The 17009-nt window shown below is 62.2% G+C and carries 13 protein-coding genes; 4 read left to right on the top strand and 9 right to left on the bottom strand.

Annotated features, from left to right (window positions below; genetic code table 11):
- Window positions 1-26 precede the first annotated feature (26 nt).
- Both HY57_RS21710 and HY57_RS16760 read right to left on the bottom strand, forming a co-directional pair.
- On the bottom strand, window positions 27-365 hold the full coding sequence (locus HY57_RS21710; protein ID WP_144240851.1) for a hypothetical protein: 339 nt from the start codon (window positions 363-365) through the stop codon (window positions 27-29).
- 504 nt (window positions 366-869) lie between these two features.
- Entirely contained in the window at window positions 870-1274 is a 405-nt protein-coding gene (locus HY57_RS16760) for a DoxX family protein (RefSeq protein WP_026034199.1), read from the bottom strand.
- Window positions 1275-1578: 304 nt separating this feature from the next.
- Here HY57_RS16760 and HY57_RS16765 point away from each other — a divergent pair, with 304 nt between their 5' ends.
- On the top strand, window positions 1579-2520 hold the full coding sequence (locus tag HY57_RS16765) for an alpha/beta hydrolase family protein (protein WP_019466852.1): 942 nt from the start codon (window positions 1579-1581) through the stop codon (window positions 2518-2520).
- 65 nt (window positions 2521-2585) lie between these two features.
- Here the strand turns inward: HY57_RS16765 and HY57_RS16770 are convergent, their stop codons facing one another.
- From HY57_RS16770 to HY57_RS16795, 5 genes are all read right to left on the bottom strand, one after another.
- Window positions 2586-3635 carry a fatty acid desaturase family protein gene (locus tag HY57_RS16770; RefSeq protein WP_200873888.1) on the bottom strand — a complete coding sequence of 350 codons (1050 nt, stop codon included), beginning with the start codon at window positions 3633-3635 and terminating at the stop codon, window positions 2586-2588.
- A gap of 268 nt (window positions 3636-3903) precedes the next feature.
- Window positions 3904-4326 (bottom strand): YybH family protein, encoded by a 423-nt coding sequence (locus HY57_RS16775; protein ID WP_038579984.1) that lies wholly within the window; start codon window positions 4324-4326, stop codon window positions 3904-3906.
- A gap of 131 nt (window positions 4327-4457) precedes the next feature.
- Window positions 4458-6320: a potassium transporter Kup gene (locus HY57_RS16780; RefSeq protein ID WP_026034201.1), complete on the bottom strand. Its 1863-nt coding sequence runs from the start codon at window positions 6318-6320 to the stop codon at window positions 4458-4460.
- Between the two features lie 505 nt (window positions 6321-6825).
- Window positions 6826-7248, bottom strand: a complete 423-nt coding sequence (locus tag HY57_RS16790; RefSeq protein ID WP_019466857.1) for a hypothetical protein — start codon at window positions 7246-7248, stop codon at window positions 6826-6828.
- 445 nt (window positions 7249-7693) lie between these two features.
- Complete coding sequence (locus tag HY57_RS16795) at window positions 7694-9889, bottom strand: hypothetical protein (protein WP_019466859.1); 2196 nt, start codon at window positions 9887-9889, stop codon at window positions 7694-7696.
- 487 nt (window positions 9890-10376) lie between these two features.
- On the opposite strand from HY57_RS16795, the gene HY57_RS21345 reads away from it, so the two are divergent.
- Window positions 10377-11219, top strand: a complete 843-nt coding sequence (locus tag HY57_RS21345) for a class I SAM-dependent methyltransferase (protein WP_081500725.1) — start codon at window positions 10377-10379, stop codon at window positions 11217-11219.
- 280 nt (window positions 11220-11499) lie between these two features.
- Here the strand turns inward: HY57_RS21345 and HY57_RS16805 are convergent, their stop codons facing one another.
- Together HY57_RS16805 and HY57_RS16810 are read right to left on the bottom strand one after the other, a co-directional pair.
- The gene (locus HY57_RS16805) at window positions 11500-13281 is read right to left on the bottom strand and encodes an ABC transporter ATP-binding protein (protein ID WP_039732533.1); all 1782 of its coding nucleotides are present in this window, start codon (window positions 13279-13281) and stop codon (window positions 11500-11502) included.
- A gap of 7 nt (window positions 13282-13288) precedes the next feature.
- Window positions 13289-14239, bottom strand: a complete 951-nt coding sequence (locus HY57_RS16810) for a glycosyltransferase family 2 protein (RefSeq protein WP_019466862.1) — start codon at window positions 14237-14239, stop codon at window positions 13289-13291.
- 519 nt (window positions 14240-14758) lie between these two features.
- On the opposite strand from HY57_RS16810, the gene HY57_RS16815 reads away from it, so the two are divergent.
- Both HY57_RS16815 and HY57_RS16820 read left to right on the top strand, forming a co-directional pair.
- The gene (locus HY57_RS16815) at window positions 14759-15385 is read left to right on the top strand and encodes a dihydrofolate reductase family protein (RefSeq protein WP_019466863.1); all 627 of its coding nucleotides are present in this window, start codon (window positions 14759-14761) and stop codon (window positions 15383-15385) included.
- 379 nt (window positions 15386-15764) lie between these two features.
- On the top strand, window positions 15765-16946 hold the full coding sequence (locus tag HY57_RS16820) for a WD40/YVTN/BNR-like repeat-containing protein (RefSeq protein ID WP_019466864.1): 1182 nt from the start codon (window positions 15765-15767) through the stop codon (window positions 16944-16946).
- Window positions 16947-17009 lie beyond the last annotated feature (63 nt).

Here is a 17009-nt window from a genome sequence, read left to right on the forward strand (position 1 = left end):
CAGGGTGTAATGAAGAAGCACCTGGCCTATTTCGGCGGGAACCGAGGGATAGTGCCATTCAGCCAAGGAATCTCGCGGAGCGGGACACCGCTTTGAAGAGCACTGGCCTCATCACTTGTCAGCCACACCCCATGGGCGTCGAAGTAGAAGCGACCGCCATCAACCAGTGAAACCGTTTTAGATATGTGCTCAACACTTCTGCGTCGCAGAAGTTCTTGTGGGACGCACTCGGTAACGAACATCACTTCCGGCAAATCGGTAAGCGCGTTCTCTTCCAACAAACGGAGTTCACGCTCTCCACCTTCGAGTTCAACGAGTGCCAAGCGATAGCGCTTGTCTTTCTGCACATCAGCAATCTTCCACACGGTCCCCCCTGATAAAAGCGCCACGCCCGTGAAAGGTCCGCTCTGGGTCGAAAGCGGACATTACCTATACCTATTTGGAGCCATGGTACAGAGGATCGTCCAAGTCGTTGGGCCAAACAGATAGCCCGGGCAAGTCATCCAGCCACCTACCCAGTGCCTTCGCCTCAGCCTTCGATGCGACACACACATCCCCACAGGCATATAAGTTTCCGATTCCATCAACCGCGAGGACGGAGTCGACTACTAGCTGGCCGGAGAAGCCTGCTGGGGGAGCGTCCACGGCAACTTCGGACAAGTCGATACTCGCCCCGGGGCCGCTCGGAATGGCAATGTCGACGTCGCCATTCGCGTGACCGTAGGAGCCACCTACGTAGAAGATGCTGAAATCAATGCGGACCATCCTTGCCCCTCTCAATTTTGCGATGTCCGCTTTGGGTCGGAAGCGGACACTCGATATACCACTGAATCGATCCTTCCGCCCTGTTGGTCACCCGACGAACAACTTCAAGCACCGTTGCCGCCGCGCAACCGATACGGCCCATCGCCCAGCATGGCCTGCAGAACCAGAAGACACGACCACACCAGCGGCAACTCCGCTCCCGCGCCCGTGAAGTAGAAACCTTTGCGCACGGCCCAGAACTGTGTTGCACCGAGCATCATGGGCAGCGCGTAGAGACTCACCCATCGCGTGCCGATGCCGGGAATGAGCAGCAGCGCGCCGGCGAGCTCGGCGGAAAACACATACCAGGGAACGAACGCGGGATAGCCGTTCGTGGCGAAGCCTGCCCACCAGCGTGGCAGGCCGCCGGGAAGCATCGCGAACTTCCAGTAGAGATGCGCGAGGAACAAGGAACCGAGCAGCACCCGGAGTAGCAACGGCGCGTATCGGGCCATGCGGTCTGAGCTCATGACGTGCCTCCCCCGGGCCATCTGCAGAGCTGGGTTGCGCCGGGGTCCATGGCAGCGAAGCGGCCCCGCCTAGAACGGGATGTTATGCCACAGGGCAACGCCGGCACAGCCACGCGCCAGCTGCTGCCCGGAGAATTGCCTCCCAGAACGTCCACGGCGGGTTGCGGCCTTGGTCGAAGGAACGGCCAGGCAGCTCGATCACGCGCGCGTGACACGCCCTGCCTTGAACTACCCCGCACACGAGGAGGCCACCGGCCTCGATCGTCCAGGGGCACTACCCGATCCAACCCTTCCGGAGGGAGTCATGTCGATGATTCGCCTGATGCCCGCAGTGTGCCTGCTGGTGGGCCTGAGCCTGCCCGTGGCCGCCACTGTTCAACCCTTTCCGCCCTCGTTTCGCGTCCAGGACATCCAGACGGACGGCGCCACGATTCACGTGCGCGTTGGCGGCAAGGGGCCGGCTGTCGTCCTGCTGCATGGTTTCGGCGACACCGGCGACATGTGGGCGCCGCTGGCTGCGGACCTGGCGCGCAACCATACCGTCGTGGTGCCCGACCTGCGCGGCATGGGCCTTTCCTCGCATCCCGAAGACGGTTACGACAAGCGCACGCAGGCGGCGGACATCCGCAGCGTGCTGACCCACTTGGGCATCGACCACTCGGCGGTCGTGGGGCACGACATCGGCACGATGGTGGCGTACGCCTATGCCGCCCGGTATCCCGACAAGACGGACCGCCTCGTCGTGATGGATGCGCCCGTGCCCGGCATCCCGCCGTGGGATCAGATCGTGCGCCTGCCCGCGCTGTGGCATTTCGACTTCGGCGGCCCGGATATGGAGCGGCTCGTCGCCGGCCGCGAGCGTATTTATCTGGACCGCTTCTGGAACGAATTCGCGGGTGATCCCTCGAAGGTGGACGAAGCCACGCGGCAACACTACGCCGGGCTTTACGCCAGGCCCGGCGCCATGCACGACGCGTTTGCGCAGTTCCGCGCCATCCGCAAGGATGCCGAGGACAACCAGGCTGCCATGGCGACCCGGCTCACCATGCCGGTGCTGGCGATCGGCGGCGAAAAGTCGTTCGGCGCGAACGAAGCCATCGTGATGCGCAACGCCGCTACCCACGTGACCGAACTCGTCGTCCCGCAGGCGGGCCACTGGCTGATGGAAGAAGCGCCGGGCATCACCATCGCCGCCGTCCATCACTTCATCGATGGAGAACCGGTGGTCTCTGCCGTAACGAAGTGACGTCGGCTCACCGGGGTGATCGCGACGAATCGAAAACGGCCCTCGACGAACGAGGAAGACAGGGATCAGAGGCAATCGCCGACCTGACCTGCGCCACCCGATTCCAGGAGCGATCCGGCCGTCCGAGCGGCGCGTGCGGCGGGCTGCGTTGCATCGCCCGCCACGCACGTTCCAAACCCGCGAAACTGCCTGAGTGCCGACCTGAAATACGCCGCATCAGCGGCGGAAGCCCCGTCATCGGCGGCAGCGATTGCGGGCAATGCGGTCCACGGCAGCGTGGGGTGCTGGTGATGCAGGCGGTGCAGGTGGTGGTTCATCAACACGGGCCGCCAGACGGCCGGCACGCGAAAATTGCGGGCCCGATCCGGTTCGTCGAGCATCACATCGTAGTGCGGCAGGTTGTCCGCCACGGAGAGCCACATGCCACGCAGCAACATGGTGATGACGAGCGCAGGCCACCATGCCCCGTAGTAATAGAAGGCGCAGGCATGGAGCACGATCGAGGCCATCCAGTCTCGCCGCATACGGCTGCGTCGGTCCTGGTTGCCGGCAAAGCCCAGGAACAGGCGCCGCACATCCCGGCTGACAGGGTCGTCGCCGGGAAGCTTGCGCGCAACGAGCTTGCACACCCATGAGGTCGGCAGGAAGGTGACCAGTGGCAGCACCAGCTCCCCCAGATACAGGCCGCCCAACAGGTGCGCGTAGTAGCCGATGCGGGCCAGTGCGCGCGGCGTCCCGCCATGGTGCACGTCCGGCTGGTCATAGGGCTCGCGCGTAAACCGGTGATGCATCAGGTGCCCGAAGCGCACGGCGTCGTAGGGCAAGGCAAAGGCGATGGCCAATGCGCGGCCCGCCCATTCGTTGAGGCGTCGCTGGGGCCAGAGTTGCCCATGGATGGACTCGTGGATCAGCCCCCAATGGGTCGGCGTCAGCAGCGCCAGCGGCACCGCGATCCACAGCGTTGCCACGCCCCACTGCCGCAGAAGGAACGGCCATGCGACGAACTGCATCACGATGGCCGTTGCGATGAGCCCAAGCAGCGCCACATTGGCGCGAAGGTCGATAGGAACACGCCGTACCGCCCGCCGTCCTGTCGCCTTCCGGGGGTCATCCATCCCTGCCGTTGCCTCACCTTCCATCTTTCCCCCGCGAGTACAAATGGCCACTGCCTAACCTAGCAGCGCCTTTTGACAGCCTGACGAGCGTGCCTTTGACGAAGGCTGGCACACCATCGCCGATTCTTGCCAGCCAGGCAACCGGCCATAGGCGAGCGGACGTCCAAACGCGAGCGGGATGGTGGCGCCCTGCCCGCCCTGCGGACCTGGTCACGGATCGCGGCATCGTCGGGCCGAGGTACGCCTCCGTGGTATCCCGATGAATGCACTAGCCGCGCAGGACGGGCTCCCCGGTTCGCGGGTTTGTCAGGGTCACGTTCTCCAGCGCGCGAATACGCCAACTCTCGTCCTGCTTCGTCAAGACAGCGAGGATCAGCGTATCCACCTCATGCGGCCCGGCCGGATGAGCCGCACCCGCCGCCAGGCGACTCCAGAAATGGATGACCACCGCTCCGTCTGCAATGGGAACGACATCAATCAGCTCGTTTTTCAGGGTCGAGTCACGATAGATCGTTTGGTGGATAGGCTCGTGAAGCGCCACGATCTCGTCGACACCCTGCACATAGTGCCCAAAGCGATTGACGAACGTCGCGCCCTCATCGAACAGGGCGCCCAGGGCCGTCATGTCATGGGCATTCCAGGCAGCCTGGAATGCCGCGGGTGCATCTTCTGGTCGTTTCATCGTTGTCATAGCGGCGTCCTTGTCAGTTTCCCGGATGACTGCATGGCCTGTTGCCGGCGTTGCGTCGCGGCCTGGAGGTCTGGCCTTGCTCCTCCGGAAAGAGGGCTTTCTTTCCAGAACCATGGCGGCCCGGCTGATCGCTAGATCGACACCTGCCTGCCGATATCCATCACCTGCGCCGGTGGAATGTGGAGATAGTCCGGCAAACGCGTGCTGTTGCGAAGAAGCACGCCGAACAGTCCCGAGATCCATCGGGGCAAGCCTTGACCGTCCCGGCGCGGCACGATCTTCTCCATGCCGGTGAAATACGACAGCTTTTCAATATCGATCAAGCAACCACTGGTAACAACCTGTGCCATCAGCGATGGCATGTCCGGCTTTTCCATAAAGCCATAGACTGCCCTGACCGACCAGAAATCGGGCGCCAGCTGCAGTATCGTCAATCGCCCCTGCGGTTCGACGAAGGGCGTTGACGCCACCTCCAGCGTGACGGCCAGCACATGCTGGTGCAGCGCACGGCTGTGCCTGACGTACCACATCATGACAGGCGGAGCCGTGTCCTTGGCCCGGGTGAGAAATACGGCCGTGCCCGGCACGCGGGCCACGTTCGACTGGGTCATCTTTTCGAGAAACGAGCCGATGGAAACCGGGTTTTCGGCCAGTCGCTTCGCGACCTCCGTAATGCCCTTGTGCCAGATGAACATCACAAGATAGGTGAGGCCCGCCAGCATCAATGGCACATAGCCGCCCTCCAGCAGCTTCGTCATATTCGACGCGAAGAACGAGGCATCCACCACGAAGAACAGGCTGGCGACCGCACCGCTGAGAAGCAGGTTCCATTTCCATATCTCGCGCATGGCGATGAAGAGCAGCACGGTCGTCAGCAGCATGGTGGCAGATACCGCGATGCCATAGGCGGCCGCCAGGTTGTCCGACTTGCGGAAGAAAAGCGCCAGTCCGATGGTAACCAGCATCAAAAGCCAGTTGATCACGCCCACATAAATTTGCCCGTAGCCCTCGCTCGAGGTCTGGCGAATACGCATGTGTGGCATCCATCCGAGTTGAATGGCCTGCCGCGTCATGGAGAAGGCGCCGGTGATAATCGATTGACTAGCAATGATGGTGGCTATCGTGGAAAGCACGATCAGTGGCACCGTCAACGATGAGGGACAAAGGCGATAGAAAATGTTGCCGCTGATCGGCGCGCCGGCCAGGACAATGGCTCCCTGCCCCGCGTAGTTGAGCACGAGGCTGGGAAACACCATCGCCGCCCACGCAAACTTGATGGGTCGGGCGCCGAAATGCCCCATGTCCGCATACAGCGCCTCCGCGCCCGTCACGCACAGGAACACGCCGCCCAGCACCAGAAAGGCACCACTCCCGCCATGGAACAGGTAATGGATCGCGTAGTAGGGGTTGATCGCCCACAGGATCGCGGGGTGCTGAAAAATGCCTCTGAGGCCAAGGACGGCCATGCTCAGAAACCAGATCACCATGATGGGGCCAAAGGTCCGGCCGATCGTTGCCGTTCCCATCGGCTGCAGTGCAAACAAGGCAACCAGGATCACCACCGCGAGCGGCAACACATACGGCTGGAACGCGGGCGTGACGATGTTCAGGCCCTCCAGTGCCGACAGCACGGAAATGGCCGGTGTGATGGCGCCATCGCCATAGATCAGCGCGGCCCCGAACAGGCCTGCCGCCACAATCACCGGTCGCTTCTGGCGCTTCACGCCCAGCAATGCCATCAGGGCGAGGATTCCGCCTTCGCCGTCGTTGTCGACGCGCATGGCAAAGCCCGCATACTTCACCGAGGTCACGATGATCAGCGTCCAGACCAGCAGCGATATGACGCCATAGATGGTCTCGGCGTTGTTGCCACCGGTGAGATCCAGCACCGTCTTGAAGGTATAGAGCGGGCTGGTACCGATGTCGCCGAAGACGACACCAAGGGCGCCTAGTCCCGCAAGCAACAGCCCGGGTCCCCCTTTGGGTGAACTCACCGTAGTTTCCTGCGTCATGGCGAACCTGACCTGTCGACGAAAATTTCACGGGAGAAGCAACGCGGGATTTATTCTGGCCGGCGAACCCACGTGGCGCCAAGCGGCTCGCACACACGGGCATCGGCAGCGCATCACGATGCGCCCGGATCAACCGGATACCACCGACACGCCTGCCATCGACCTCACTTGAAAGTCTTCAGGCTGTCATGTGCTCCCGAAGTCCAGGGCCATGAAACCAGCTTCGGGGTATTCATAGTGTGTTGCGTCGACAGGCGGAAACGCCTGTCGGAAGTGGATCCCGCCAACCTCATGGTGGCGGGCTGGTATCGAGAAAGGCGCCACGAAACGTGGCAGGTCGAAAAAAAGAAGCACGGGCAACGAGTGCTGCCCAACGGCATCCATCGCCGTTGCCCCTACTCTCTTATGGGCGGCCAGGTCAGACAGAAGCCCCGGGGATTGGTCTCCCGGGGCTTCCCTGGTTTCGGTCAACGGCGTCTTGCAACGATCATGGCTTGCCGGTCGAGGCCTTCGCGTCGCCATTGGCGCTTACGCCCGCACCCACGCTGCCGTTGACCGACGCCCCCGTCTGCACGCCGGTGTTAGCGGAGCCGGCGGCATCCATCGCGGCCTGGTCGGTGCTGCTGGCGGCAGCCTTGCCAGCGGTGGTGGCTTCGCTGGTGGCAGACTCAGCGGTATGCGCGGCCTTGTGCGCCGTGTGCTTGGCCGCATGGCCCACCTGGCCAATGGCCTGGCCAGCGGCGGAGGTGGTGTCGGCGGCCGTCTGCGTTGCGGTTTGCGCCACCGCGCCAGGATTCACACTGGCACCAGCACTGACACCAGCGCTTCCGCCGGCATGAACCTGGGCAAAGGCAGGGATGCTCAGCACGCTGGCAGCGGCGATGGCGGCAACGAGGATGGACTTGCGCATGGATGTACCTCCGGATGGATGTTCGACGCGCTCGACGACGCGACGGGAACAGACGCTATGGGACGCCGGTGAACTGCATCCTGAATGAAACTGTCCTCAGTTCAGGTGCCGGACGGCTCGCTGAATTGCAGCAAACACCGCCTTGCAAGGCTCGTGTAAGTGGCGCGCATCGGGAACGGAACAGGCAACCGTACGACGCCGCCTGACGTGTCTGCTTTGGAGTGCGCTCTCCACACCCCCGCTGCAGCTTCAGCAAGGCATGCGGTGCGGCGCTGCCTGAAACTCAAGTCATCGCGTGGCAAGCTGCAAGTTGAAACTGCGCTCATGCCAGTGACTGATTCGGTTCAACGGCACGGCAAGATCGATGGACAGGTTGCCGTGCCATGGGCCGCCCATTGCGCCGGTTCACTACCGAAAATCAGCGCCTGTCCTGCTGTCACCACCGTCACCGTCCACGGGATTTGACGGCCACGGTAAGCGCGACCTGATGCGTCGGCCCCACCATGGGTTGCAACGTCACCTTGAAAAGGCCGGTCGCACGATCCCACTCGGTCGACGTGATGTGCGCCCCGGTTGCGCGGGCAACCACGTCGGACCGCGCGTAGCCAACCAGTGTGATTTCCATTTCGCCAGGCGCGACACTCAGGCTCAACCTCGCGCCATCAGGCAATGCCTCGTAACCGGCAACCCGCTTGCGCCCCATGGAAACGAACTTGCCCATGTCACCGAACACGGCGATACCAGAAGCGGACACCGGCGCCACGATGCGGTAGGCATAGGCGTCGGCGCCGGCGAGCTTGCCGGTTATCGATTCCCCGGAACCCAACGTCGCGACCGTTTCCGCCGCCGGATCGAAGACCGCCACGGTTCCGCTGAACCCCAGATCGCCGGGAGCCAGGGAGAAATCCGTGGCGCCCTTGGCCGGATCCTCCGCAAATGCCAGCACATAAGCCGTGTTGTGGCTGCCGTGACGGGTGAAGGTCGCGGCGATGATGGGCGCGCCCGTCTTCTCCGCCTGGCTCAGGTAGCTGACGCCCAGCGGCATGAGTGGTTCGTCCGGCTTCACCAGTTCCCCATCGGTGCGCGCAACCCTGAAGATGTTGGCGCGATCGAGCTTCTCGAATGCGTCACCCACACCGACCGGGCCACCGGAGAGCACCGCGAACAGCATGGCCGCCGTATCGCCGGATGGCATGACGTCCGTCGCCGGCCATGCGCCAAGTTCATGGATCAGGCGCGCATTGAAAGCGAGCTGCTTCCACTTGGCGCGCTCCAGGCCATCGCCCGCTGCGCGGATGGTCGTCAGATTCGAATACTTCACGCCCTGCAGCATATGCAGCGGATAAGCCATGCAGTACTGCAGCGTGATGCCATGCGCTGCCATGGCGAACGCCATGCCATCCATGAACCGCTCGCCCATGCCCGGTACGGCACGTAGCTCCGGTGAGAACTTGTAGGTCGCGTCGAGCCAATCCTGCAGGTAAACGGCAATGCCATTGGCCGCGGCGTAGTTCGCAAGCTCATCCCAGTAGCGGCGGTCGACGGCAGCCACCCCTGAGATCTCGTACCGCTGTCGATAAGGGCTGTCCTTGTCGATAAAGCGGTTATGCGCAAGGAAAGGCACCTTCACCCGCTCGTGGAACGCGGCCATCCCCTTCGGAAACACGCCGGGATGGGCTTTCCATTCCCGCAGGCCGCCGTAGCGGTTCCAGTCCTCGTCCGGGAGTGCCGGATTCTTGATCCGGCCCACCTTCTCATGCGGGTTCCACGAACTCTTGTAGTACCACCAGCTGTCGAGCTGGAGATAGCCGAAAGGAAGGCCGGCCTCCCGGCTGCGCTCGAAGAACCGCACAAGCGATTCTTCATAGTTCAGGCCTTCCGCATACTCGTAGTTGTAGTAGTAGTGGCCACCGGCGTTGTCGGTGAGCACGCCGATGTAGCGCAGGATCGGATCGGCCTCGGCCGAGGCGGGACTGCGGTGATAGAGCCCGCGTAGCGCGCCGCCCCATGTGCGGTAGGCCGTCACGATGTCCGGTGCCGAGGCCACGAGCGTGGTCATGACAAAACCCGGGGGCACCTTGGCCACTTCCGCGTTCAGGCCAACGGCGACACGCGTCCTGACATCGCCAAGCATGCTTGCCAGGAAGAAATCCGAGGCCGGGGAAACCAAGAGCGTGTTGCCGGCCGTTGTGAACAAGACCCACGGCGTCGATGCCTGCTGCGGCTCGTCAAAAACCGGAGGCGCAAAATTCAGCTGCTGATGCGACAGCGAATGCATCCCCGACGGCACGATGCTGAAATCGGGAAAGGCCGGCGGCGCCACCGGTGCCGTGCCAATGACCTTCCACGAAAACACCAGCGCACTGGATTGGCCCGGCGCCGGTGCAACGGTCGCCTCGATGCCGTCCACCAGCCTGAAGTGCAGCCCATTCGCCGCCTTTGTCACCTGCGTTGCACCGCTTGGCAGCCGACCGCCAAAGTGCAGTGCACCGTCATCGAGCGTGTAGTTGCCGCTGGCCTCGTCGATGGCGAACCGCAGGTTGCCACCCCTGGCTTCGTAGCTCATGCCCAGGCTGGCCCGAGGGAGCAGAAGAAGCGACAGCAGCAGCGAGGCAACCAGCAGGTAGTAGCGATGTTTCATGCACCTATTCCAGGAAAGTCAGAACACTGAATCAACGAGTCGCGCGGGCTGGAAGTCATCGGGATACCCGTGGCTCCCACTTCTTCCCGCACCGTCTGGGGTCTCTTGCAACGATCGGCCGCATCCACCACAGCAAGCGGGACACGTCCCCTTCCATTCCCCCGCACCCGCTCTACCCTATCGCTGCCGAGCGGGCTTCACTTCGAAAGCGCCCCGGACTTTGCCCCTGAGAGCGCGTGAACGCAATGCTGAAGGTTGCCACTGACCTTTCGACGGATGGCATTTGGCCGACAGTCCAAAAAAGGAACCGAGACATTCCGGGCGTTACGCTGGGGCTACTTTGGTAATTCGGAAAGCTGGCGGATGCGTGAGGGTGTCCGGCGAAATGACCAGGGCTTCACGGCGAACGTAGTAACCACTGCCGGCATCTCGACCCAACGGCGACCAACCTTGCGCCACCAGACCTCACCCAATTCACGGCCCCCCCATGAATAACCCGGCTGCGCTTCCTGGGCTCCTTGGCGACACGGCTGCCAGAAACTACGCACACAAGCTCAAATTATTCAACGCATTTGCAAAACCGGAGATCAGTCGAGCGATTGCGAGCCTTGAGTTGAAGCCGGGCATGCGTGTACTCGATGCCGGATGCGGTACGGGTGAGGTGTTGAGGTGGCTCTCGCCGCAGATCCAGCCTGGCGGAATAGCCATCGGCACGGATCTCGCTTCAGCTCACCTCGCTGCTGCGCGCACGCTGGCAAGTCGGGACACATGGCTTGTACAAGCAGACTTGCTGGCGGCCCCTTTCGCAGATGCGAGCTTCGATTTGATCTGGTCATCCAACGTCATTCATCATTTGCGAGAACCCTCCGCAGGTGTGGTCTTCCTGGCTAACTTGCTCCGCCCAGGAGGACGAGTGGCGATGGGGCAAAGCTCGTTCCTCCCCGACATGTATTTCGCCTGGGACGCAAGGCTGGAGCGTGCAACCAATGAGGCTGTCCGCAGTTACTACCGGGACCGTTACCAAGTTAACGAGAAAGAGTTAACCGCCGTTCGAGCAACGGTTGGACTTTTGCGCCAAACCGGATTCCGCAACGTCACGGCCAACACCTTCATGATTGAACGTGTGACACCATTGAGTCTCGAGGACGAGAACTATCTTGTCGAAGCCATATTTCGTGATACATGGGGCCCACGACTTCAGCCGTATCTATCCGGCGAGGACTATGGGGAGCTTTCTCGGCTATGCGATCCTTTGCATACGGATTTTGCACTGCGCCGACCCGATTTCCACTTTCTGCAGACCTTCACTCTTGTGATCGGCGAAATCTAGGTTCTGCACTCAAATGGTTGGTCGTTTTCCACCCCGCCATGATCCATCCGCATCGACCAGCCCGAAGGCGGTCTGCCGATTCCACGATTCAACCACAGCTATCCGCACGGATCAGCCGGCACGATGCTCGGCTTCCTCCGGCGCCCGCACGAACGCCGGAAAATCTGAGATGGAAGCCGGACGCAAAACGGAACACAGGGCCAGGGGTAATGAAAGCTGCTTGATGACCTCCGCCCCTATGCGGTGCGGTGGCGGGCACGTGGAATAGATCCTGGCATCCCTAGGCCAAGGCCCTTGGCGATGCCAGGATCTGGCCGTAAGTTCCATCGCGAACGATCCTGCCGCCCTCCAGCTCGACGATTAGATCGCAGTAGCGCAACGACTCGGTTCGATGCGCGACGACGAGTATGGTACGGCCGCTTCGCAACGTGTTGAGCATCTCGACGATCTCGGTCTCGGCAGCCGAGTCAAGCGCGCTCGTCGCTTCATCCATGATCAGCACCGAGGCATCGCGATACAGCGCTCGCGCGATGGCTAGCCGTTGTCGCTGCCCGCCGCTCAAACGGCTGCCGCGCTCGCCGAGCCGCTCTTGCAGGCCGTTGGGAAAGGCGGCTGCGCACTCCTCCAGGCAGGCCTGTCGCACCGCCGTTTCCACGCGCGCGATGTCGATTTGCTCGGTGGGTACGCCCAATGCGATGTTCTCCGCCAACGTTGCGTCCAGCAAAAATGCTTGCTGCGGAACATAGGCGATGGTGGAGCGCCATGCGTTCCCATTCGTGGTATCGAGCGTCACACCGTCGACCTCGATGCATCCCGATTGCGGCGAGAGCAATCCACTGACCAGATCGAGCAGGGTCGTCTTGCCGGAACCATTGCGTCCTATGAAACCTATGACCGAGCCTGCGGGAATGACGAGCGAGACGTCTGATAGCGCCGCAGGGCCGTTCGCCGCATAGTGAAAACACACCTCGTGCAAGCTTATTTCCTTGCGCGGTCTGCCGTGCCACATCTCCTGTTCCGCCTCGCTGGGAGCCGGCGTCTCCTCGGGCGGGAGGCGGGGCATGTCGACGTTGATGCTGACGAATGCGGGGTGGTCGGCACGAATCTTCACCACCGATGCAAATGCCTGATGCAGCAACGGAAGCAGTCGATAGGCGGCAAAACCGACGAAGCTCAATTGCGCCACCCACGGGCCGGCGGCGCCGGCGCGACTGCGAAAATACAGGGCGACGCCAACGAGGCAAATGACCGTTACGCATTCGAGGATATATCGCGGACTCTGCGAGACGGCAAAGATGTTGAACAACGCGCGCGAGTAGGCCCTGCATTGCTGGGCGAATCGCTGCACGAACAGCTCGCGCCCCTGCATCAGAAGAATTTCCTTGATGGCACCCAAGCTCTCATTGACTGTGGCGACCCGCTCGGCGCCATGACGGCCCGCAGCCTCTCCGTTGCGTAGCAACTGCCCGCGGGCAAAAGCGTAAATCACCGCATAGATCGCGCCCAACCCCGCAAATACGGCCACGGCGACCGGAGCATTGAGCAACACGATGGAGGCGACGACGCAGAGGATGGTTACGGCATTGGTTACCAGCAGGAGTCCTTGCTGCAGCAGCCCCGATATCACTCGCGCGGTCTCGTGCAGTACCTTGGTGGCAAGTACCGAGCTGTTGTTGCGCAGATGGAACGCGTAGTCGCGCAGCAGGTATCCATGGAACAGGCGAACGTAGAGCGTATCGCCGACCTGGTAAGCAAACCGATTGATCGCCAGCTGCCCGAACAGATTCACGACATTCGACAGCAGGACCATCCCGGCAAAGGCCGCTCCCAAGGCGATCAGGAACGAGGTTTCGCTGCTGAACTGAAAGCGCTGGAAAATCCCTTGCAGAATCGCATTGTGCCGAACGATGTCCGGATTCGCGAGCGCGGTGAAGAATGGAACGACCGAGGCAATGCCGCCTACCGTGCAGATGGCCATCACTATCGACAGCAGTTGCAAACCAACCAGCCGCCACCGCTGACGATGATCGAGCAGGCGCCAAAGAGCGAGTGCCGTTGACATGATGGACTCAAGAATGCCGAAGCCTGAGCGCATGACGCGCCCGCCGCAGGACGTTCTGCACGGGCGTTGGAATGAGTACCCGCGCGGTCGCTTCCGCCGCGGTCGACCACCACTGACTGTAACGCCACGCGTAGTGCGCGCTCCCAAGCATCGTGGCGAGAGCGGATAGCTTGAATCCTTGCACTGCCTGACTCCTCGCGAGGAATGCGCAAGTGATGGCGAGCCGCTTGCGCACGATCGCCTGGGTGTGGGAGCCGGTGGTGTATCGACGGACCTTCTTGAGCGCCACGACGACGTCCTGGCAGGCACTCACATCATCACAGCAGTGCTCTGTGTGGCGTCGGACCATGACAAGCGGCTGATCGATACAGTCGGCCGCACCATGTAGCGCGAAACGCGCCGCAAGTTCGTAGTCGCTGCACCATCGCATCGACTCGTCATACGGGCCTACCTCATCGAAGAAGTCCCGACGGACCACGACACTCGACTGCATGATCGTGGTCTGGGCATTCATCAGGGCATCGATGATCCAGCCATCCGCCGCACTGAATTGTGGTGCTCTTGGCAGAGGATTCAGTGCTGCGTCCACCATGCGGAATCCGGTGTAGCTCCATTTCCGGTCGCTGTTCGCGCGCAGGGAGGCGATCTGAGTTTCCAGCTTGGTGGGAACCCATAGGTCATCGGTATCCAGGAAAGCGATGTATTCACCAGACGCCTCGCGCAACCCGGCGTTGCGGACGGCCGAGACGCTACCGCGGTGCGGGAGTCGAAGCAGCCTGACTCGCCGTTGTTGCTGTTGCAGCTGGTGCATGTACTTGACCGTTTCGCTATCGGAGCCGTCGTCGGCAAGAATCAGCTCCCAATCCGAAAAGGTCTGCGCGAAGACGGACTCGACCGCAGCGCGCAGAAAGTGCAGGCGATTGAATATCGGCACGATGATCGAGACCACAGGTCGCATGATGTTCTCCGATCAGGCGTGTCGGAGGACTGGGGAGGCGAATAGCGTGTCCCGGTGATTGCGCGGACGCCCGCATGTTTCCGGGCATTCGTGGGCCAAGTTGGCCAGCAGGCGCAAGGCCCGTGGATTCCCCTTCTTGAAAACTCTGGCGGTAAGCATGACCTGCGCCTCCATAGCTCCAACAGGAGTATACGTCGCGCAAAGATGCGCGTAAATCCAAGTACTTACATGGCATTCGACCATTTTTTTTGGGCTATCCGGCAACGGCTCCCAAAAGCTCTCAGGGCACGGCGCAATGAAAGGTACTTAATGACCTCCGCCCCCTACACGCCACCACATTCACCCCGACGACCCCTGCTTCCCGGGCATGGCCGGATACATATCCTTACGAAAATGGTTCCGATGATTTGTCGAATTTGCCGCCGGCCATTCGACGCAATACGGAAGGCCGGCGGTGCGAGCGATCGGAACCGTTGGATCCGGCCCCGCCACCGGTCGAACCCACGCGAGGAGAGAGCCATGAGAAAGTTGATCCTGACGATGTCCATGTCGCTGGACGGTTTTGTCAGCGGCCCCGGGGGCGACATCCAATGGGTATTCAGCGGTGACCAGGAGGCCATCGCCTGGAAGGTGGAGAACCTGTGGAACGCCAGCCTGATCATCATGGGCAGTCGCTCCTTCCAGAACATGGCCCCTTTCTGGCCGACCGCCACCACGGTATTCGCGCCGCCGATGAACCAGATCCCCAAGGCGGTCTTTTCAAAGCAGGGACCGGCGATTCTGGAGACGGCCGTCCAAGGACTTCGAAAAGCCCGCGCTCAGGCCGACGACACCCAAAGCGGGCAACTGCCACCCGGCGCAGAAAGCTGGGCGCAGGCCTACGTAGCCAGCGGAGACCTGGCCGACGAAATCGCCAGGCTCAAGGCCGGGGATGGCAAACCGATCATCGCCCTGGGCGGCGCCAGTTTCGCGCGCAGCCTCATCGCCCATGACCTGGTCGATGAGTACGAGTTGATGGTCTATCCGATCGTGTTGGGCAAAGGCGAGCCGATCTTCTCCAGCCTGCCCGCGCCGAAGCCACTCACGCTGGTCAGCTCGAAAGCATTTCCGCTGGGCGCCATGGTGCAGATCTATCGACCGGCCTGAGCACCTCCCGGCTTGCCCGCGGGCTGACACACCCGATGGCCGGCGTCGCCCGGCGCAATTACCTGCACGGCCACCGCGACGCCTTGGCAAGCAAAGACGCGCTGACCCACGCCACGTCGCTGCCATGCCATCAGTCATGTGCCCATCGACACGAGCCCACCGGGCGCGCGCTCTATAAGCTGCCGCTCGCTCGACTTGCATCAAGGTTCCGCCGTGTTGTTGCACGTCGCAAGCTGCGTGCAAGGAACGACGGTGGCCGGGAGTGAAACCACGATCTCCCGAAGACGCAAGCCAGCAGGCCGGAATGGGCACGGCGGCCCGATGCTGCCGCGCTTGCTCATCCTTATCACGCGTTGCACTTCTTGCCAGGCCCACTGACATGCCCAACGACATGCGTTTGTCCCGACTGCCCGCTTCCATCCGCAAGACACTGTCACTCATGACATGGGCGCTGGTCTGCTCGCAGGGCATGGCGTTCGCCAGCGACGCCCCGCTGACGCCGCAGGCGGGAAGTCATTGGCAGAAGCTTCCAACAGAGCCGTACAAGGGAAAGCAGGACGACATCTATGTCGTGAATCGCGATGTCGCCTTCTACGTCAACGGCAAGGGAAACATATGGCGAAGCATGGATGGCGGCCATAGCTGGCAGAACGTCCTGAAGCAGCCGGGCACCTATTTCCGCTCCATCGGCATGGTCGACGCCAGGCACGGCTACGCAGGAAACATCGGCACGGGTTACTACCCGGGCGTTACCGATAGCACGCCGCTGTACGAGACCACCGACGGAGGCGACCACTGGCAAACCGTGACCCGCGTACCCGGCCCGGCGATGCAGGGCGTGTGCGGCATCGACATTCTCCATCCCGACGGCGCCGCGCACGACAGTGCCGCCACGGTGATCCACGCGGCCGGGCGCGTGAACGGCCCTGCCCGCCTGCTCAACTCGCTAGATGGCGGAAAGACCTGGACCAACACCGACATGACGCCGTGGATCGCCATGATCGTGGACGTCAAATTCTTCGATGCCATGAACGGCGTGATCTACGGCGGATCCGATGCGGACTTGTCGAAGTCGCATGCGGTCATCATCACCACGCACGACGGGGGTGCCCACTGGACCCGGGCGTATGAATCCAAACGGCCGTCCGAACTGATCTGGAAAGGCTCCTTCCCGACGCGACGCGTGGGTTACGCCACCATCCAGAGCTACGACACGGACGCCCGATCAACCCAGCGCTGGGTGGCGAAGACCACCGACGGCGGCAAGACGTGGAGCGAGCTGCCACTGGTGGACGACAAGGAAGTCAACGAGTTCGGCGTGGGCTTCGCCAATGCCGATCTCGGCTGGGTCGGCACCACCAAGGGCGGTTTCGAAACGAAGGATGGCGGCAAACACTGGGAACACGTGGAGATGGGGCGCGTGGTCAACAAGATCCGCGTGCTGCCCGACGGCCAGCACTTCACCGCCTACGCCATCGGCTCGGACGTCTACGAGTACACCAGCGAGGCACTACCCGCCGCGTCCTCGTCCACGGCGACCGTGAAGGTCGACAAGCCGTGATGTTGATTCGCGGGGCGGGATGTCCGCTTTGGGTCGGAAGCGGACACTACACTCATCCTAGGC

Origin of the sequence: Dyella japonica A8, assembly GCF_000725385.1 — a bacterium.
GTDB lineage: Bacteria > Pseudomonadota > Gammaproteobacteria > Xanthomonadales > Rhodanobacteraceae > Dyella > Dyella japonica_C.